This window comes from Salipiger sp. 1_MG-2023 (assembly GCF_030547555.1).
GTDB lineage: Bacteria > Pseudomonadota > Alphaproteobacteria > Rhodobacterales > Rhodobacteraceae > Salipiger.
In genome coordinates, this window is the sequence record NZ_JAUOQN010000032.1 from 12,787 (window position 1) to 29,994 (window position 17,208).

10 protein-coding genes are annotated in these 17,208 nt (G+C 66.1%); all 10 read left to right on the forward strand.

Annotated elements, in window-relative coordinates; all coding sequences use genetic code 11:
• Nucleotides 1-423: 423 nt before the first annotated feature.
• The 10 genes from Q4543_RS15140 (at nucleotide 424) to Q4543_RS15185 (ending at nucleotide 17,197) form a co-directional block, all read left to right on the forward strand.
• The gene (locus Q4543_RS15140; protein ID WP_303439433.1) at nucleotides 424-1,443 is read left to right on the forward strand and encodes a replication initiator protein A; all 1,020 of its coding nucleotides are present in this window, start codon (nucleotides 424-426) and stop codon (nucleotides 1,441-1,443) included.
• Entirely contained in the window at nucleotides 1,440-3,284 is a 1,845-nt protein-coding gene (locus Q4543_RS15145) for a glycosyltransferase (protein ID WP_303439435.1), read from the forward strand. The genes Q4543_RS15140 and Q4543_RS15145 overlap by 4 nt, the downstream gene beginning before the upstream one ends.
• A 106-nt stretch (nucleotides 3,285-3,390) precedes the next feature.
• Nucleotides 3,391-7,446, forward strand: coding sequence for a glycosyltransferase family 2 protein (locus tag Q4543_RS15150; protein ID WP_303439437.1), 4,056 nt, complete (start codon nucleotides 3,391-3,393; stop codon nucleotides 7,444-7,446).
• 22 nt (nucleotides 7,447-7,468) lie between these two features.
• A complete protein-coding gene (locus Q4543_RS15155; RefSeq protein WP_303439440.1) occupies nucleotides 7,469-8,866 on the forward strand; it encodes a phosphomannomutase in 1,398 nt (465 codons plus the stop codon).
• A 205-nt stretch (nucleotides 8,867-9,071) separates the two neighbouring features.
• Entirely contained in the window at nucleotides 9,072-10,193 is a 1,122-nt protein-coding gene (gmd, locus tag Q4543_RS15160) for a GDP-mannose 4,6-dehydratase (RefSeq protein ID WP_303439441.1), read from the forward strand.
• Between the two features lie 143 nt (nucleotides 10,194-10,336).
• Nucleotides 10,337-11,305 (forward strand): GDP-L-fucose synthase, encoded by a 969-nt coding sequence (locus Q4543_RS15165; protein WP_303439443.1) that lies wholly within the window; start codon nucleotides 10,337-10,339, stop codon nucleotides 11,303-11,305.
• A 51-nt stretch (nucleotides 11,306-11,356) separates the two neighbouring features.
• A complete protein-coding gene (locus Q4543_RS15170) occupies nucleotides 11,357-12,781 on the forward strand; it encodes a mannose-1-phosphate guanylyltransferase/mannose-6-phosphate isomerase (protein ID WP_303439444.1) in 1,425 nt (474 codons plus the stop codon).
• Nucleotides 12,782-12,823: 42 nt separating this feature from the next.
• Nucleotides 12,824-13,357 (forward strand): hypothetical protein, encoded by a 534-nt coding sequence (locus Q4543_RS15175; protein ID WP_303439445.1) that lies wholly within the window; start codon nucleotides 12,824-12,826, stop codon nucleotides 13,355-13,357.
• A 268-nt stretch (nucleotides 13,358-13,625) separates the two neighbouring features.
• Entirely contained in the window at nucleotides 13,626-15,134 is a 1,509-nt protein-coding gene (locus Q4543_RS15180) for a hypothetical protein (protein WP_303439446.1), read from the forward strand.
• Nucleotides 15,135-15,277: 143 nt separating this feature from the next.
• Entirely contained in the window at nucleotides 15,278-17,197 is a 1,920-nt protein-coding gene (locus tag Q4543_RS15185; protein ID WP_303439447.1) for a hypothetical protein, read from the forward strand.
• Nucleotides 17,198-17,208 lie beyond the last annotated feature (11 nt).

Sequence of the window (17,208 nt, forward strand, 5' to 3'; positions counted from 1 at the left end):
CCGGGTTTCAGAAAGCGCTTCAACGCAGGGTTACCCAAGGATGTGCGCATTTTTCATGACGATACCACTATTTTGCGTACATGACAGGATTTTTCGGATGTCAGAGGATTTTCAATGCATATTGCGCTCTGCTTATCGCCCTGGTTGCCAGAGATGCTGTTATTTTCTGTTATATAGTCCGTTATGGAAACTGACCTGCCCGGATTTTTCATAATCTTTCATGAGCTTGATCGATCCTCTCAACCAGCTTGTGATTCTGATCCGACGATAGGGCGACTCTGATCCGCCGAACAGGCGACTCTGACCCCCCGATGGTTGCTGGACGCCATGGCCTCCTGTGGATAAGGTGAGTGTCACTGAAACCCCGATACGAAAAACGGGGGCAGTGCAGGCAAATTCCCCGGCAATCGAGCAGGTCCGGTCATGGCAATATCTTCAGACGGCGGGGCGCTCCCGAGGGTCGCGGCCGATCGGCATCCGGTGGCCGACTTCTTCTTGTGCGACATCTTCGATGCCAGCCCCAAGGACGATCTTGGCACGATGGAACACCCGGTGTTCTCGCTGTCGACCAAGCCCGACCGGCGCATTCTCGATTACGAGCACAACGGCGTGTCGATCAAGGTGACGCCCTCGGTGCTGGGGCGGGCGACGATCCACGACAAGGACATCCTGATCTATTGCGTCTCGCAGCTGATGGCGGCGATCAATGCCGGGCGCGAGGTGACGCGCACGGTGCGGCTGCGCGCGCATGATTTTCTGGTGGCGACCAACCGCGACACCGGGGGCGACAGCTACGCCCGGCTGCGCGACGCCTTCGAGCGTCTGGCCGGCACGCGCATCACCACCAACCTTGCCTCGGGCGGCATCGAGACCACCGAGGGGTTCGGCCTGATCGAAAGTTGGCGCATCGTGCGCCGGTCGGGCTCGGGACGGATGATCAGCGTGGTGGTGACGCTGTCGGAGTGGCTGTTCCGCTCGGTGCTGGCCAAATCGGTTCTGACCCTGTCGCGCGATTATTTTCAGCTGCGCAAACCGCTGGAACGGCGGGTCTATGAAATCGCCCGCAAGCATTGCGGCCGCCAGCCCGAGTGGCAGGTCAGCATGGCGGTGCTGCACAAGAAGTCGGGCAGCACCGCGCCGCTGCGGGTGTTCCGCGCTGCCGTGCGCCGGATGATCGCGGGCGCGACCCTGCCCGATTACACCCTGTCCGAACTGGGCGGCGATCTGGTGCTGTTCAGCCGCGCCGCCGCAGTGATCGAGCCGGGCACCGGCCCGCTGCTGAGCCCCGATGCGCTCGACGCCGCCCGTGCCCGCCTGCCGGGGGCCGATGTCTATGCGCTGGTGGCGCAATGGCAGGCGTGGTGGCAATCGACCGGACAGCCGCAGCTGTCCTCGCCGGATCGCGCCTTCCTGGCCTGGCTCGACACAAGGGCGCGCGAATGATCTCCGTCATCCTGCCGATCTATAATGTCGCCGAGTATGTCGGCGCGTGTGTCCGCTCGATCCTCGATCAGAGCTTTGGCGATTTCGAGCTGATCGCCGTCGATGATGGCAGTACCGACGGCAGCGGCGATCTGGCCGCGGCTGCGGCGGCGGGCGATCCGCGCTTTCGCCTGATCTCGCGCGCCAATGGCGGGCTGTCGGCGGCGCGCAACACCGGGCTGGATGCGGCGCGCGGCGAGCTGATCGCCTTTGTCGACAGCGACGACATGCTGGCGCCCGAGTATCTCGAACGGCTGGAACAGGCGCTGCGCGACAGCGGCGCCGACTGGGTCGCCTGCGGCATTCTCTTTCATGGCCCCGATCACGAGATGCGCCATTCCGCCCGCCACGACGCGCCGCGCCTGCTGGAGCAGCAGCCGGAGCTGCCGCTGCCGCAGACCTACCGGCTGGACGACTGGCGCGATGTGGTCTGCCATTTCCCCTCGGCCTGGAACAAGCTCTACCGGCGGTCGCTGATCGAGGGCCTCCGCTTTGACGAGGGGCTGAACTACGAGGACCACGCGTTCTTTCAGCGCTGCGCCGCGCGCACCGACCGCCTCGTGCATCTGCATGCGCCGCTCTATCGCTGCCGTCAGGGCCGCCCCGGCCAGATCACCCGCGACGGGTCGGAGCGGGTGTTCGAACAATTCGCCGTGCTGGACATCCTGCGCACCATCACCTCCGGGCCACAAAAGACGGGCGGCCCCGAGGCTATGGCGCAGCTGACCACCCGCCTGACCTTCGAGCGGGCCGAGGCGATCACCGACCACCCCCGCCGGGCGCGGTTCGTAAACGCCGCCCGCGCCGCGCAGGCCGCCACCGGCCTGCCGCCCGACGACCGGTTGGGCGTGCCCGGCTGGTGGCTGGATCTGCTGGAAGGGCGGGTGCCGGTCAGCGTGGTGATCCCGTCCAACGGCGATGCGGACGCCCTGCGCCAGAGCCTCGATGCGCTCGCCGCCCGCAGCCTGATCGAGGCCGAAATCCTCGTGGTCGCCGACAGCCCCGCCGCGGGGCAGGCGCTTGGCGGGCTGGATCTGGCGGCACTTTGTCCGGGGACGCGGCTGGTCGTCGGCCCCGGGGGCGCCGACATGCACGCCCGCACGGCGGGGGCGCGCAACGCCGGACTAAAGGCTGCGACCGGCGGCGCGCTGGTGTTTCTCGATGCCGGGGATGCGTTGCCGCCGCGGGCGCTGGCGATCTGGCAGGCGCGGCTGCGCAAGGCCGGGGCCGACATGGGCTTTGCGCGCTTTGTCATGGCCCCCGATGCGCCCCACAGCGGGCTGCACGACCGCCGCCCGCTCGAGGGGCGGCTGGACGATCCTGAAGGCTTTGCGCCGCAGCCCGGCGACACGGTCTATATCCATGCCCACCCCTCGGCCAAGATCTGGGACCGGGCCTTTGTGCAAGCGCGCGGCCTGCGGTTTGCCCCCGCGCCGCTGTCGTCCTGGGATTTCCTGCTGCGCGCGGGCGGGCAGGCGGAGCGCATCCTCTACCTGCCGGGGCTGCCACCCAAGCTGGCGTCGCGACCTGCGACCCGGGCGTTCTGGCTTGAGCCGACGCCGCCCACGGCGCTGGCGCGCGCGGTGGCGGATATGGCGCAGGGCCTGCCCGGGCCCGTGGCGGGGCGGCTGCTGGTACGGGCGATCTGGGAAAAGCTGAACTTTGCCGATCTGGGCGAGGGCGCCGCCACCTGGGAAGCCGAGGCCGCCGCCGCCTTCGGCGCCGCCCATCCCGAAAGCGCTGTCGATGTCGATCCCTATGTCGGGCAAAGACTGCGCGCGTTGCTGGGGATCCAGCCTTAAAGGGGGGCAACCCGGCCGGGTGTGATTGCGCTCTGCGGGAAAACTCTTCAAACAACCTCGCAAGAGGGGGGCGCCCCCGGCAAGAACAGACGTCAGGACGAAAGAGATGCAGAAATTCCGGGCAGACGGGAACGGAGCCTTTCACTACACGGTGAACTTCGAAACCGATGATTTCGCCAATATCTCGTTTCTCGAAGCGCCGGGCGGAGATATCCTGTTTCATCTTTCCCTGCGGGAGAACAAGCAGCTTGCGGTGACCAACGCGCGCCGGGGTGGCAAATGGCAAGGTGAGGCCGCGACCGAGGTGTCGCTGGCAAAACACGGTGACCGTGTCATCATCCGCTTCAGCGACGCGGGCGTGCAGGTCGATCTGAACGGCACCGCGATCATCACGGATGGCGAGCGCTACCCCGGCACCGAGCTGATTTCCGTGATGCAGTTCACCGGCGGATTGATCGAGGAAAGTTTCTGGATCGAGGGCGAGGGCAACGCCAGGCGGCAGACGTCGGGAAGTTTGCAATTCATCGCGCCCCTGCAACTCAGGGGCTGGGGGGCCGATCCGGTGCTGCTGGTGCAGCGCCCGGAAATTCGGGTCGAGGGCACCGGCCATCCGCTGCGCTCGGAACGTCAGGCGCGTCCGGAACTGGCAAAGCGTCACAACGTGCGGCGCCCGATGATCGGCGTTGCGGCGGCCTTGCCGGGCCGGGTCTGGCAAGGGGTGGAACCCGGCGCGCCGCTGCGCATCCGGATCTGGAACAACGGTGCGCCTTGCGGCAACGAGCTGGACCTGACCCGCGAGGGCGTGCTGGAACATGTCACGACAATTCTCGGGAACGACAAGGCCCCTCTGGAACAGACCCTGCTGGCCATTGAACACGTGCGCTTTGCCGGGCTTGTCGAAGCGCTGTCCGACGAGGCGCGCGGACAGCTCTTCGAGAAGGCGGCGCGCCATGGGCTGACCGATTGGCTTGGGGGGGCGCAACCGGCGCCCGCGCCTGCCGTGGCGCTTGCCGAAGATCCCGAGAAACTGCCGCTGCGCCGGGCTCAGGCGGAATTCGCCGCGGCCGTGGCGGGCGATGCCGCGCCCGACCTGATGGCCCATCTGTCCAAGGTGCTCGACCGCTACGGGCTGACCCCGCCGCAACGGCGCGAGCTGTACCTGTCGGTGAGCGATGCCTTTTGCGCCGCCGATGCCTTCGGCGCGCTTTATGCCCATGCGGCCTCGGAAGACCTCCATCGGTTTCAGCCAGGAGACGGGCCCTGGTACAACTCGGTGATCCTGCCGTTCCTGTGCCTCGAGGGCCGGCTGGGCGAGCTGCGCCGCCTGCTGGACCGGCTGGCCACGCCGCGGGGCGGCTGGCTGGCCACCCCGGCCATCGCCTTCGTGGTGCGTGAGCTGCTGCGCCGCCCGCACCGCCCCGACCGCGACAGGGCGGCCGAAGAGGTGCTGCAGGGATTCATGCAGCTGGTCCTGGCGCGGGCAGGGCATTACTGGGATCGTACCCCCTGCGCCGCGCTGACCGATGCCGCCGCGCGGCTGGTGCGGGCGCGCGCGCGACTGCCCGACGCGATGGGCCCCGAAATCGAGACGTTCGCCCTGCGCGCCTACGGCCTGTCGCCAATGTTCTGGCAGGTTCTGGGCACGCCCGACAGCCCGCTGCTTGAGGCGGCTGCCGCTGCCTTTTCCCGGCTGCGCGAGGCGGCCATTGCGGGAAAAAATCCTGCGCCCGAGGATCTCGCGTTTTTCGAACGTTTCGACACCCCCGATCTGCCGCGCTGGAAGATCGAGCTTTGCGGCCCCGCAGGTCAGGCCAGCCCCGTGACCGGGAGCGCTCTGGCGGCGCAGCTCAGCGCAGAGGGTGCACGCGGCGAGGCCGCTGCGATCCGGGTGCAGGCCTTTCCCGGCGGCAAGCTGAGTGCAGAGGATACCGCTGCGCTGGTCCCGCTGACGCGCCGCGCCATCCGCGCGCGCTATGGCGACATGGCGAAGGGCGCGCAGCTTGATCTGCAGCGGCAGATCAGCCGCGACACCGTGCAACTTCTGTCCGATCTTGGCGCGGGCCGGGATGTCGACCCGCAGCTGGGGGCCTTGCTTGACGGCATGACGGCGCTGGCGGCGGCGCGCTCGGGCTTCCTTGGCATCGGCATGATGCTGATGTTGCTGAACGGTCTGCAGCGCGGCGGGCATGAGGCGCTGGCGACGCGGGTTCTGGCAAGGCTGAACGCGGTGCGCGGCGAGCTGCCCGAAGAGCAGCGCAGCGATCTGTACACCCGCCCGGCGATCCATGCGGCGCTGATGGCGCTGAGCCCGGCGGCGCGCGGCAATCCTAGCGGGTTTGCCGCTGCGGCGCTGGCGCTGTTCCCGAATTACCGACCCGGCGTCGAGATGCCGCCGCCTGCCCGGATCGCGGACTGGAGCTGGGTCAGCCCGCTGTTCGACACGGTCGTGGTGGTGATGTCCTGCAAGCCCAACCTCGACACCCGCATCCCGGCGATGCGCGAGGCCTGGCTGAACACGCTGGGCACCATGGGCATCCCCTATCTGATCGCTGTGGGCGATGGCGATGGCGCGCATCGGGGCGACACCATCCACCTGACCGCCCCGGATGATTACGAAAGCCTGCCGCAAAAGACCCTCGCCGCGGTGCGCTGGGTGCATGACCACACCGAGTTCAGCCACATGCTGAAGATCGACGACGACTGTTTCCTCGACGTCGAGTCCTTCTTTTACAACCAGTCCTACCGCAAGCACCATTACTACGGTCGCAAGCTGCGCCGCGAGCTCGGCCAGACCGACCGCTCCTGGCATTGCACCAAGGCTCGCTCAGAGCGTGGCCGCTTTGAGCTCGACCGCTCGCCCGAGCCGTCGGAATACGCCGATGGCGGCAGCGGCTACTGTCTGTCGCGCCACGCGATGAAGACCTTGCTCTATGCCGCCGGAACGCCCGAAGGGCGGCGGCTGATCAATGTCTCTTTCATGGAGGACAAGATCGTCGGCGATTTGCTCGCTCTGCAGGGGCTCACCGTGCAGGACGAGGATTACCTCGTGTCGATCCGCCGCCGCAGCCAATCGGGCGGCGTTCCCGTCGCGAAATGGCTCAACAGTTTTCACCCGGGCCCCTCGAGCGGTGTGGTTCAGGTGCATCTCGATACCCATGAGCAGATGGCAGATGCCAAGGCCCGTCTGGCCGCGCCGGGACTGTTCCCGAAAAAGATCTGGCCGAGCTTTGCGCCGGTCAGGCTGGGCTATCAGTCGGGCGCGCTGGAACTGATCTCGGACGAGGCGCAGCTGGCCAAGGCCAATGCCGCCCCGGTGGCGGTGGTCGCCTGCCTGCGCAACGAGATGGTCATGCTGCCGCATTTCCTCGCCCATTATCGCAAGCTGGGGGTCGAGGGGTTCTTGCTCATCGACAATTGCTCGGATGACGGCTCGCTGGAATATCTGCTGGAGCAGCCCGACGTGGCGGTGTTCTCGGCCGACACCGATTACCGCAATTCCCATTACGGCGTGGCCTGGCAGCTGGCGATCCTGTCGCAGCTGCGGGTCGGGCGCTGGTCGGTGGTGGCCGACATCGACGAGATGCTGGTGTTCCCCAAATGGCAGCGCGGCGGCATCGCCAAGGTGCTGAACCGCCCCGAATACGCCGAGGCCGACGCCATCTGGACCGGCATGCTCGACATGTACCCCAAGGGCCCGCTGGAGGCGGCAAGTTTCGCCTCGGGCGATCTGTTCGCCGAGGCGGGATATGTCGACCGCGAGCCCTTCCTGTCGGGCACGCTCAGCCGGGGGCCCTATTCCGATGCGTCCACTGTGACCTCGGCGCTGCGCCACCGCCTGCTGGCGGGCAGCCGCCCCGATCTGTTCGTGGCGCAGAAATACGCGGTTTTGAAATATCGCCCGTGGATGCGGCTGTCGGACGGGCTGCATTACGCCGCCGGCATTCGCCCCGCGCCGCAAAAGATGCTGCTGGCGCATTTCAAATACAGTGCGCATTTCCGGCAAAAGGCATTGGACGAGGTCGCCCGCGGCCAGCATTTCAACAATGCCGAGGAATATCGCCGTTATCTTGCGCTTGTCTCCGAAGGGCGCGAGATAATCTTCGATCCGGCAATCTCGGTGCCGTGGCTCGATAGCCCCGCCGTGCGCGCCATTCTCAAGTAATTTCGCTGCAAGGATATCTCACATGGCTCCCAAATTCGGCACCAGCGGTCTGCGCGGCCTCGTCACCGAGCTGACACCCGACCTCGTGCGCGACTACACAAGCGCCTTTCTGGCCGCCTGCCCCTCGGGCGGGGCGGTGCATGTGGGCTGGGATCTGCGACCCTCCTCGCCCGAGATTGCCGATAGCGTCATCGCGGCGGTGCAGGCGGCCGGGCTGGATGCGGTGGTGCATGGCGCGCTGCCGACCCCGGCGCTGGCGCTGGCCTCGTTGCAGGCGGGGCAGGGCGCGGTGATGATCACCGGCAGCCACATTCCGGCAGATCGCAACGGGCTGAAATTCTACACCCCCATGGGCGAGATCTCGAAGGCCGACGAAGAGGGCATCAAGACGGGCCTGTCGGCTTCGGCGGGCAGCGGCGCAGGCGCGCGCATCGACGCGGGCAGCGCCGCTTCGGATGCCTATGTTGCGCGCTACGCTGATGCCTTCGGCCCGGCGGCGTTGGCGGGGATGCGCATTGGCGTCTACCAGCACAGCTCGGTGGCGCGCGACATCATGGTGCGGGTGGTCGCGGCGCTTGGCGCCACGCCCGTGTCGCTGGCCCGCTCCGACATCTTCATCCCCGTCGACACCGAGGCGGTCGATCCGCAAACCCGCGCCGGGCTGGCGGGCTGGTGCGCGGACAATCATCTTGATGCGCTGATCTCCACCGATGGCGATGCCGACCGTCCAATGGTGGCCGATGCGCAGGGCGCCATCGTGCCGGGCGATGTGCTGGGCCCGCTCACCGCCCGCGCGCTGGGGGCCAAGGTGATCTGCACGCCGGTGTCCTCGAATACGCTGGTGGCGCAGATGGAGGAGTTCGCGCGCGTCGACAGCACCCGCATCGGCTCGCCCTTCGTCATCGCCGCCATGGAAGAGGCGCTGGCCGCCGACCCGTCGGCCAAGGTTGTCGGCTACGAGGCCAATGGCGGCTTTCTGCTGGGCTTTACCGCCGATGCGCCCGCCGGGCCGCTGGCGCCGCTGATGACCCGCGATTGCCTGTTGCCGATCCTCGCGCCGCTGGCCGCGGCCAGGGCAGGGGGCGTGCCGCTGGCGGATCTGGCCGTAGCGCTGCCGCCGCGCTTCACCGCCGCCGATCGGCTGACCGGCATTGCCCCCGAAGCCTCGGGGCGGCTGCTCAACGAGCTGGGCACCGATGCGGGTGCACGGGCGGTGTTCTTCGAGGGCGTCGGTCCAGAAACCGGCATCGACCTGACCGACGGGCTGCGCGTCAGCTTTGACGGCGGCGATGTGGTGCATCTGCGCCCCTCGGGCAACGCGCCGGAATTTCGCTGCTACACCGAAGCGGCCAGCTCCTCGCGCGCCGACGAGCTGCTGGCGATCCACCTCGAAAAACTGGGCAGCGTGCTGAAGGGTTGATGGCGCTGTATTTTTCGGCAGGCCGGAGAGGCAAGGCAAAGGGATCAATTTTTCACCTTGTTCCGCCTTGTGAGCCGCAAGCGCATTTGTTAGCGCTTCCTTAACAAGACGCGCGGGCTTTGGCCGGAATTTCCGGTACATATCGTCGGCAAATGCTTTTCCGAAACAAGGGCCATAGCGGCCCATTTTCAGCAGGCTGCTACGCATGACTAAAAAGGCACTGATCACCGGGGTAACAGGTCAGGATGGCTCGTATCTCGCGGAATTCCTGCTTGCCAAAGGGTACGAGGTCCACGGCATCAAGCGCCGCGCCTCGCTGTTCAACACCGGCCGGGTGGATCACATCTATCAGGATCCGCATGTCTCGGACCAGAATTTCAAGCTGCATTACGGCGATCTGACCGACAGCTCGAACCTCACCCGCATCATGCGCGAGGTCGAGCCCGACGAGGTCTACAACCTCGGCGCCCAGTCCCATGTCGCCGTGTCGTTCGAAAGCCCGGAATATACCGCCGACGTCGACGGCATCGGCACGCTGCGCCTGCTCGAGGCGATCCGCTTCCTTGGCCTTGAAAAGAAGACCCGCTTCTATCAGGCCTCGACATCCGAGCTGTTCGGCCTCGTGCAGGAGACGCCGCAGAAGGAAACCACCCCCTTCTACCCGCGCTCGCCCTATGCTGTGGCCAAGATGTACGCCTACTGGATCACGGTGAACTACCGCGAGAGCTATGGCATGTATGCCTGCAACGGCATCCTGTTCAATCACGAGTCCCCGCGCCGCGGCGAGACCTTCGTGACCCGCAAGATCACCCGCGGGCTGTCGAACATCTCTCAGGGGCTGGAGCAGTGCCTGTATATGGGCAACATCGATAGCCTGCGCGACTGGGGCCATGCCAAGGATTACGTGCGCATGCAGTGGATGATGCTGCAGCAGGACGAGGCGGTGGATTTCGTCATTGGCACCGGCGTGCAGTATTCCGTGCGTGAATTCATCACCTGGACCGCCGCAGAGCTGGGCATCGAGCTGGAATTCACCGGTACCGGCGTCGACGAGATCGCGACCGTCAAATCGGTCGACAACGCGATCTCTCCGGGGGTCAAGACCGGCGATGTGATCATGAAGATCGATCCGCGTTACTTCCGTCCCGCCGAGGTCGACACGCTGCTGGGCGATCCGACCAAGGCCAAGGAAAAGCTGGGCTGGGTGCCCGAGATCACCGCGCAGGAAATGTGCGCCGAGATGGTTGCCTCGGATCTGCGCACCGCGCAGCGCCATGCGCTGCTCAAGGAACACGGTTACGAGTTGCCGATCGCGCTGGAAGGCTAGGCGCGAAGGTTGGATGGACGTGCATATTCCCAGCGCAGCGCACCGGAAAAGGTTGCAGGGCTGCGCTGGAGACGTGTCTAGGTGAGCCAAGACCAAGGGTTCTACCGTCAAGGCGGGCCCATCAAAAACCGGAGCATTTCACGATGACGAGGATCTACGTTGCGGGCCATCGCGGCATGGTGGGCGGGGCGATCCTGCGCCGGCTGGAGGCACGTCGCGCCGCCGGCGAGGACATTACCTTGCTGACCCGCACCCATGCCGAGCTTGACCTGACCAGCCAGGCGGCGGTGCGTGATTTCATGCAGGCCGAAAAGCCCGACGTGGTGATCCTTGCTGCGGCCAAGGTGGGGGGCATTCATGCCAACAACACCTACCCGGCGGAATTCATCTATGAAAACCTGATGATCGAATGCAACGTCATCCATCAGGCGTTCGATGCGGGCGTCAAGCGCCTGCTGCAACTGGGCAGCTCGTGCATCTATCCCAAGGCGGTGCCCCAGCCGATGAGCGAAGACGCGCTGCTGACCGGCACGCTCGAGCCCACCAACGAACCCTATGCCGTTGCCAAGATCGCGGGCATCAAGATCTGCGAAAGCTACAACCGCCAGTACGGCGTCGATTACCGCTCGGTGATGCCGACCAATCTCTATGGTCCCGGCGACAATTTCCACCCGGAGAACAGCCACGTGCTGCCCGCGCTGATCCGCCGTTTCCACGAGGCGGCGCAGGCGGGAACGCCAGAAGTGGTGATCTGGGGCTCGGGCAAGCCGATGCGTGAATTCCTGCATGTGGATGACATGGCCGAGGCCTCGCTGTTTGTGCTTGATCTCGACAAGGCGACCTACGAGGCCAACACCGAGCCGATGCTGAGCCATATCAACGTCGGCACCGGCAGCGACATCTCCATCCTCGATCTGGCAAAGCTGGTGGCGAAGGTGACCGGCTATACCGGCAAGATCTCCAACGACCCCAGCAAGCCCGACGGCACCATGAAGAAGCTGATGGATGTCAGCCGCCTTGCGGACATGGGCTGGAAGGCGCGGGTCGGGCTGGAAGACGGGGTTGCGGAAACCTATCGCTGGTTCTGCGAGACCGAGACCGTTCGCGGCTGATCCCCGCAGGAGTTACTTTTCAGAAATATTCAGACAGTGAGGCAGCAAGCGATGACGATCCACCCCATCCTCCTTTGCGGCGGATCCGGCACACGGCTGTGGCCGCTTTCGCGCAAATCCTATCCCAAGCAGTTCGCCAAGCTGATGGGCGATGACAGCCTGTTTCAGGCCTCGGCCCGGCGCCTGTCGGCGGATGGCTTTGCCGCGCCCATGGTGCTGACCGGAGAGCCTTTCCGCTTTATCGTCACCGAGCAGCTGGCGCAGATCGAACAGGCCCCCTCGGGTATTCTGATCGAACCCGAAGGGCGCAACACCGCCCCCGCCATCCTTGCTGCGGCGCTGTGGCTGTCGCGCAAGGACCCCAAGGCGCTGATGCTGGTGGCGCCCTCGGATCACGTCATTCCCGACGCGAGCGGTTTTCGCAGCGCCGTTCAGGCCGCCGTGCCGCGCGCGCAGGCGGGCGATCTGGTGACCTTCGGCATCGCGCCCAACCGCCCCGAAACCGGCTATGGCTACCTTGAAATGGCCGCCGGGGCCGACCCCAAGGCGAGCGCGCCGCAAACCCTTGCGCGCTTTGTCGAAAAGCCCGATGAGGCGCGCGCCGCCGACATGCTGGCGGCGGGCAATTTCCTGTGGAACGCCGGGATCTTCCTGTTCACCGCGCAAACCGCTGTCGATGCCTACCGCGCCCATGCGCCGGCATTGGTCACTGCCGTCGAAAAGGCGCTGGACGAGGCGCAGGAGGATCTGGGCTTTACCCGCCTTGCGCCGGGCCCCTGGGCCGAGGCCGACGACATCTCGATCGACTACGCCATCATGGAGAAATCCACCAATCTGGCGGTGATGCCCTATGCGGGCGACTGGTCGGATCTGGGCGGCTGGGACGCGGTGTGGATGGAAAGCGGCCCCGACGATGCGGGCAACGTGTGTTCCGAGCACGCCACCGCCATCGATTGCACCGATACGCTGCTGCGCTCCGAAGTGCCCTCGCTGGAACTGGTGGGCATCGGTCTTGACGATATCGTCGCCGTCGCCATGCCCGACGCGGTGCTGGTGGCCCACAAGTCTCAGGCGCAAAAGGTCAAGGATGCGGTCACCGCGCTCAAGGCCAAGGGCGCAAGCCAGGCGGTGCAGTTGCCGCGCGATTACCGCCCTTGGGGCTGGTACGAAAGCCTTGTGATCGGCGGGCGCTTTCAGGTGAAATGCATCCACGTGACCCCCGGCGCGGCGCTGTCGCTGCAATCGCACCACCACCGCTCGGAACACTGGATCGTGGTCGAGGGCACCGCCAGGGTGACCATCGATGACGAGGTGAAGCTGGTGACGGAAAACCAGTCGGTCTACATCCCGCTGGGCGCGGTGCACCGGATGGAAAACCCCGGCAAGGTGCCGATGGTGCTGATCGAAGTGCAGACCGGCAGCTATCTTGGCGAAGACGACATCATCCGCTACGAGGACATCTACGCCCGCAGATAAGGCGCTTCTGACCGAGCAGGCCGGGAGTCGACGGAGAAGAGCATGGAGCAGTCCGGCATCGCCTCTATTCTAGAGCGATTGACCCAGTTGAGGCTGACACCTCTGCCAGACCGAGCAAGCCCGGGCGAGCAGCTGGTGCCGGATGTCTATTTCAGCTGGGATATGGGGGCAGGGGAGGTCTCGATCGCACTCGACAGGGCACCGGGCGGGCTGCTGCGCCTACGCCAGACGGTGCGCGGAGATCCCGGCTGGCTGACCTTTAACATCGGGCTTGGCTCCTGCGGTTTTGGCCCCGGAGAGTTGCTTGGGCTGTTGGCCGAGACCGGACCAGAGACCGCAGCCGACGGGCACGCAATCAACATTTTCCCCTTTCTGCGCTCTTCGGATTCTGCGGGGTACCGCGATACGCCGCTGCGCGGCGAGCTCAGTCTCGGACCAGGGCGCGGGCTGTTCCCGCTGCTGCACTGGATGCGCGAATGGGATCCGGCCTGTGGCGAGACAGTTTATCACACACTGGTCATGCCGCTGCCCAAGCGCGACTTCGTGTTGGACCTGCGCGATCTGAAAATCTTCTGAGCCGCGGGTGGCAGTTTTCGAAAGGATGGCCATGAGCCGCGCGGTCTCCGGGATCCATGTCTGCATCGTATCCTGGCCGGGGCATCACGATGCTGCCCGCGCCATCGCAGCGGCTTTTCTACCGTTTGCGGGCGCAGTGAGCACGGTTTATTCTAACGTAGACGGTTCTCCCGAGGATGGACCTGGCCATTGGGTGCAGTTGCCCGACAGCGCCTGGTTCGGGCCGAAGTTTAGGGCGTTGCTGGAACAGGTCCTGCCAGGGCAGACAATGCTTCTGGTGCAAGCCGATGCGGATTGCGACGACTGGCCGGGGCTGCTGTGCCGCTGCGCGGAGGCGATGGGCCCGGACGTGGGGCTGTGGTCCCCGACCATCGACGGTACGCCCTATCCCAACAACCGTGTTGCCACGGGGCGCAGCCCAGGGCCGGACCTGATCGAGGTGCTGCAGACCGATGCCATCGTTCTGGCGCTTGCGCCGGTGTTGCGCGCGCCGTTGGCAGGGCTGGATTTCGAGTGCAACAACCTTGGCTGGGGCATTGACTGGGCGGCTATCGCCATCGCCCGCAGGCTCGGGTTGAGCGTACTGCGTGACCTTCGGACTCGCATCACCCACCCGCCATCGCGGGGTTACGGCGACGAGGCGGCGGGGGCGCAGATGTGGACATTCCTCTGCCAGTTGCCCGAGGCCGAGCGCGCCCGCTACTTTGCCGACGAACGCCGGTTGCGCTGGCGCATGGCGGCGCAGGAGCGGATGGATTTCCTGTCTTCGATATCCCGCGCCGAAGTGGGGGTCGGGCTGGAACCGTTGCGCGCAACGCTGCACACGCTGTGCCTTGCGGGTGGGCGATTGAGCCTTGCACAGAGGGCCGGCAACCCACCGCCCGTGCTGTCGTTGGGCGGGCAGACGCTGCCGATGCAGCGCCGGGACGGTCCGCCCCCCACCTGCCGGGTGCTGCCGCTTTGCCCAGTGCCCCAGACTGGGCCGGGTGTCTCACCCGCGCAAGGCGACTGGGGCTGTCCCGGTGTCGAGACGCTGACCATGGTTTTTGCCCCCGAGGATGCAGGCAGCACACTGCCCCTGGTCGACACCGTGATCCCGCGCAGAGATGGCCGGCAGCGGCTCTGCCTTGGGCTCGCTGCGCATCGCGCCGACGCCGATCTCGTCATGCGCTGGTCCGATCTCGAGGACCGCGATCGCGGCGAGACCCATACCGTCAAGATCGCTTCTGGCTTCGAGGGCACGCGGGCGGACGGCGACTTTCAGGGGGTGCAACTCGTGATTCCTCAGATCGGCGCGGACCGGGTGCTGCATCTGTCGCTGCGCTACTGGGGGCGACGCGGCAGCGCCGAGGGACCCCCGGTGGTGCTGATGACCCGGCCTGTGCTCTTGTCAGGCCCGGCGGGCAATCCCACGCTGTCGCCGCTGCTGGTGGTCGGGAGCGACGTCGGTACGCTGCCTTCCGAGTCCTGGGAGGCGGATCTCGGCGATATGGAAGCGGTGCCGATGCTGCACCTCGGCGGTCAGGAGCTGTTGCTGCCAGCCTCTCCGGCGGGGGCGGAGCTGATTTTGTCGCAGGGCAGGCTCCATGCCCGGGCTGCCATGCCGGGGCCGGCGGTGCTGGTGATCGGAGGGCGGATGTCTCGGCAGCTGTGGCTGGGGCCAGAGCCGCGGGCCCTCGATCTTGCGCCCGAGCTCTTGGTTGCCTCGGGAAAATTGATCGAGTTGAGAGACGCCTCCGGCAGCCTGAGCCTCGCACGGTATCGCGGCACGGCCTGAGCAAGGGCGCGGAGGGCATCCGGGCGGGCCGTCCCCTGAAAGGGAATTGTCTGGCTAAAAGTCACTCGAAAGGGAGCGCAGACAGGGGTTGCCTGGCCTGATCCGGGGGGTTTGCGGTTGACATTCAAAGCCCGCTGCCAGAGTTGGATAACATGATTGTACGGCATGCCCTTCGGGCATCCATTGTTTCAGTCTTCGGATGCCCGAAGATGCTCACGAGTACCAAGACACGGTTCAAAATGAACGAGCAGCCTGAGATTGAAGACGGTTCTGAACAGCGCGCCTTCCTCGTGCTCTTTCCGCAAAATTCTGACATTACGGACCTGAGCGCCTTCGGGCTGCCTCCAGAGGGGGAGCCCGGCACAGCCCTCCGCGATATTTCCGAGCAGTTGCTCGCGGTGCTGCAAGCTGTCTGGCACGATCTGTCTCCGCTCGAGTATGGCTGTTTCGCCACCCCGGAGGTGCAGGCGCTGCTGCCGAGAGCCGCCGAGGCGATGGCTGGCAAAGCCTGTCCGCGTCTGCTCGACGATGCGCGGCTTTGCCGGACCCTGCCATTCTGGACCGAGGCCGCCGCCATGGCCGGCCTGCAGCTGCACTGTACGCTTGCCATTGCGGCCCCTTTGCAAGCCGCGCAGCCGCTGACGGAAGCGTCTGACATCGATGCCCTGAAAGTGCGATTGCTCTGGTTGCGCCACGTGCTTGATGTCGAGTGCGATAGCCGCGGCCTGCCGCGTCGCTGGGTCGATCTCGACGCGCTTGCTGAGCGCGAGCCGTTGCAGGCGGTGTCGAGCGATCAGCTTGCGCAGCCGCACGGTTGGGTGCGCGAGACTCTGAACATCCTTCAGCGCTGGTCCGAGGCAGGCGAGGACAGCGCCGATCATCCGCGGCTCGATGATATCCGTGCCGGGTTCGATGCGGCGACATCACTGTTCGGCAGCATTCTGGGGAGAGCAGAAAGCGCCGCCCGTGAGCAGGCTGCGCTGCGCCGAGAACTCGAGGAGGCGCGTGCCCGTGGGCGGCTAGGGGCCATCGCCGCCCAAGTAGACGCCAAGACCATGGCGGCCGAGCAGGAGCAGGCTGCGCTGCGCAAGACATTGGTCGAGCTGCGCGCGCAGCTCGACACCCGCAACACCGAGCTTGAAGACATGCGTGAGCGCGCACGCGATGAGCGGGCTGACTTGGAAAGTCAGCTCGAAAGCGCCCGCCAAGACAGCGCTCGGCTCGAGGCTTTGGTGCATGATCTCACCAGCACGCTGGCGCAACGCCAGGCCGAGCTCGACGACACTCAGGCCGAGCTAGAGGCCGCGCCGGATGCGGCGGTTGTCGAGGCCCTCGAGGGGCGGCTGGCCGAGACGCTGTTGGAGCAGACGCGGCTGAAGACCGACAACGAGCGACGCGACGCAGAACTGGCTGTGCTTGCCCGCCAGCTTCTGGAACAAGGCGAGGCGCTTTCCGTCAAAGAGCGCGAACTGGGCGCGGCGCGGGCCGCGCACGAGATCCTGCGGGCTGAAGGGGCAGAGCTGAGCTGCAAACTGGAGACAACGCGGCGGGAGCGCGATGAAGCGACTGGGCGCAGCATGGTGCAGGATCGCGAGCTGGCCGAACTGGGCAAGGTGCTGGTCGCGCAGCAGACCGAGACCGAAGAGATGATCCGGGCGCGAGATGCCGCCACCGCCACCGCCGCCACTGAGGCGGACCGGGCGACCAAGGCGGAGACTGAATCCGAGTCTCTGCGCGGCCGCCTCGCCGAGCGCAACGCCGCGCTGCGCTCTACCCGAGAGGAACTGGTTACGGCGTGGTCCATGCTACACCCCGGCGCGCCAAAGCCGCAGTCCGAAACCGTCCCGGCGCTCGCCGGGCAGCTCAAGGATCTGCTTGAGACACTGGATCGGCGCGCGCGCGACGGCGAGCAGGGTGCCGAGGCGCTTCAGCAAGAGCTGGAACAGCTGCGGACACAAATGCAAGAGATCGAGACGCATCGCTCTGCGCTTCTGCGTTCGACCTCATGGCGACTGACCGGCCCGCTGCGCTGGGTGGTGGAACATCTGCGCCCTGGGAGTTGACGTCTCTTGGG

Bases quoted from the DNA above. Each gene is read 5' to 3' on its own strand.
- Q4543_RS15140 (WP_303439433.1), top strand. From the start codon at position 424: ATGGCAATATCTTCAGACGGCGGGGCGCTCCCGAGGGTCGCGGCCGAT.
- Q4543_RS15150 (WP_303439437.1), top strand. From the start codon at position 3,391: ATGCAGAAATTCCGGGCAGACGGGAACGGAGCCTTTCACTACACGGTG.
- Q4543_RS15175 (WP_303439445.1), top strand. From the start codon at position 12,824: ATGGAGCAGTCCGGCATCGCCTCTATTCTAGAGCGATTGACCCAGTTG.
- Q4543_RS15180 (WP_303439446.1), top strand. From the start codon at position 13,626: ATGCTTCTGGTGCAAGCCGATGCGGATTGCGACGACTGGCCGGGGCTG.
- Q4543_RS15165 (WP_303439443.1), top strand. From the start codon at position 10,337: ATGACGAGGATCTACGTTGCGGGCCATCGCGGCATGGTGGGCGGGGCG.
- Q4543_RS15155 (WP_303439440.1), top strand. From the start codon at position 7,469: ATGGCTCCCAAATTCGGCACCAGCGGTCTGCGCGGCCTCGTCACCGAG.
- Q4543_RS15170 (WP_303439444.1), top strand. From the start codon at position 11,357: ATGACGATCCACCCCATCCTCCTTTGCGGCGGATCCGGCACACGGCTG.
- gmd (WP_303439441.1), top strand. From the start codon at position 9,072: ATGACTAAAAAGGCACTGATCACCGGGGTAACAGGTCAGGATGGCTCG.
- Q4543_RS15145 (WP_303439435.1), top strand. From the start codon at position 1,440: ATGATCTCCGTCATCCTGCCGATCTATAATGTCGCCGAGTATGTCGGC.